The organism is Microcystis sp. M53598_WE2, from assembly GCF_030067735.1.
Classification (GTDB): Bacteria; Cyanobacteriota; Cyanobacteriia; order Cyanobacteriales; family Microcystaceae; genus Microcystis; species Microcystis aeruginosa.
Map to the genome: position 1 here is coordinate 1 of NZ_JASJFE010000841.1, position 2038 is coordinate 2038.

2 protein-coding genes and 1 pseudogene are annotated in these 2038 nt (G+C 42.2%); 2 read left to right on the forward strand and 1 reads right to left on the reverse strand.

Annotation, left to right across the window (positions count from 1 at the left end; all coding sequences use genetic code 11):
• The first annotated feature begins 182 nt into the window (after nt 1–182).
• Nucleotides 183–593: an Hsp20/alpha crystallin family protein gene (locus PX636_RS17035; protein ID WP_288117983.1), complete on the forward strand. Its 411-nt coding sequence runs from the start codon at nt 183–185 to the stop codon at nt 591–593.
• A gap of 58 nt (nt 594–651) precedes the next feature.
• Here the strand turns inward: PX636_RS17035 and hpf are convergent, their stop codons facing one another.
• Nucleotides 652–1251, reverse strand: coding sequence for a ribosome hibernation-promoting factor, HPF/YfiA family (gene hpf / locus PX636_RS17040; protein WP_288117985.1), 600 nt, complete (start codon nt 1249–1251; stop codon nt 652–654).
• A 549-nt stretch (nt 1252–1800) separates the two neighbouring features.
• On the opposite strand from hpf, the pseudogene PX636_RS22745 reads away from it, so the two are divergent.
• A pseudogene (locus PX636_RS22745) lies at nt 1801–2038 on the forward strand (hypothetical protein); the annotation flags it as partial.

Below are 2038 nucleotides of genomic sequence, written 5' to 3' on the forward strand. Positions count from 1 at the left end.
ACCCCCACTTCCCCACACCCCACACCCCACAACTTCCCACTTGCCACTGATAACTGATAACTGATAACTGTATCGGTTATTGCGACTTTTTATTTCCTGAAAACCGCCTTGTGGAAGTCAAGTTAGTTGCTTAAGATGGAGATAATCGCAGTCAGAGAAAACCTCTCAAGGAAATTATTACTATGGCTTTCACTCTTTATTCTCCCTTCCTAGAAATTAATTCTGTTCAACGTCAAATCGATCAACTTTTTCAAGAAGTATTACCGACAACTTCATTGGTATCTCGTCCCCCGGTGGAAATCTCCGTTAACGAGGATTCCGTGGAATTAAAAATCGAATTACCTGGTGTGGATATTAAAGATATCGATGTGGAGGTTAGCAAGCAAATGGTGTCTATTAATGGGCAACGTGAATGCGCTGCCGAGGTAAAAAACAGCGAATTTTATTATGGTAAATTTAGTCGCTTGATTACCCTGCCAGTAGAGGTGCAAAATAGCCAAGTTACCGCTAACTATCAAGACGGTATTCTTTATCTCACCCTCCCGAAAGCGGCGGCAGAAAAAAATAAAGTGGTGAAAGTTAATCTTGGTTAGATGAGAAAAAGACTGGAGAATTTCTCCAGTCTTTAGTTTTATTTGTGGTCGCTAACTGTTAATTGGATTCTTTGCCATTGAGGTTGACGGGACGGGGCTGAATAACACCAAAACCGCCGTGATTGCGTTGATAGATAACGTTGATTTCGTTAGTGTCTTTGTTGCAGAACATATAGAAATCGTGATCGACTAATTGCAATTGTGTTAGTGCTTCCTCAATAGTCATCGGTGGCATGGCAAAGTATTTCATCCGCACTACTTCCGCAGGTAATTCGGGAGTGCGATCGCCAATTAGGCTACCATCTAAGGGTTTCTCTTGCACCACCTCGCTAGTTTTAACGGGGGCGTTGGTGCGATGATCCACCAATCTTTCTTTATACTTGCGGAGTTGACGAGCGATTTTATCAGAAACTAAATCAATACTCGCGTACAAATTTTCGCTTCCTTCTTGAGCGCGAATCACTGTCCCATTAGCATAAACCGTTACCTCCGCTTTGTGGCGATCGGGAATGCGTGCATTCTTTTCCACGGAGAGGTGAACATCAACCTTTGTGGTTATGCCGTTAAAATGTTTCACCGCTTTCTCCAGCTTTTGTTCCACATAATCATGAATAGGTTCGGTGACAGCGATATTATTGCCCTGAATCAATAGCTTCATACTCACTACTCCATCTAAAAATTTTGCTATGGACTGCCCACATCAACTATTTTTAAGGGATGTTGATGCCAGGAATTTAATCCTCAAAAAAACTGCTCGATCGCGCTGTTGATTGAAAGTCAATTAGAGGTCACAGTCTAGATATTGTCGGTGTTCTCGTTCTCTTTTTTTTGTCGGATCGCGCGGAAAATTCATCGGGTCGAGCGCCTATTTGCAACTGGATTTATCTACCTCTATTCTAACAAGTTTCTTTAAACCTTCTCTTAACAGAAATGCGAAGTTCTGTTAACTTTCATTTAAAGAAACTGATTTTTGCCGCCAGCAAGGGAATCCGGTGATTGTTTCTCCTGCTCGACGGTTAACCTCGGAATAGATGGGATAACCTTAGATTAGCACTTAGTATTCTCCCCAACATCTATATCTTCCCTTCTTTTAATTTTCCTTTGCGCTCCTTCACATTTCTTAAATAATTTGACAAATCTCGCCATGAATGCTTAAAAAATACCTCGTCTCTGTGGGCTAAAAATTCGGGCAATTACGCCCTATTCTTTGGCAACAGCGATCGCTGGTGGGGCGAGAATTGCTAATCCCGACTTACCTGATATCCTGCTAAGTAGGGAGGCACAATTATTTGTAGGATGGGTTAGCGGTAGCGTAACCCATGCGGGCGTTGGGTTTCATGCTTCAACCCAACCTACGTTCATCTTATATTTAATTCCACCCACCCACTTAATACTGGAACAGCCCCCGTTTATACCCTATCCATTAGTCGGATCTTTCTTAACAA

Excerpts from the sequence above, each read along its gene's own strand:
- PX636_RS17035 (WP_288117983.1), top strand. The coding sequence starts at position 183 with ATGGCTTTCACTCTTTATTCTCCCTTCCTAGAAATTAATTCTGTTCAA.
- hpf (WP_288117985.1), bottom strand. The coding sequence starts at position 1,251 with ATGAAGCTATTGATTCAGGGCAATAATATCGCTGTCACCGAACCTATT.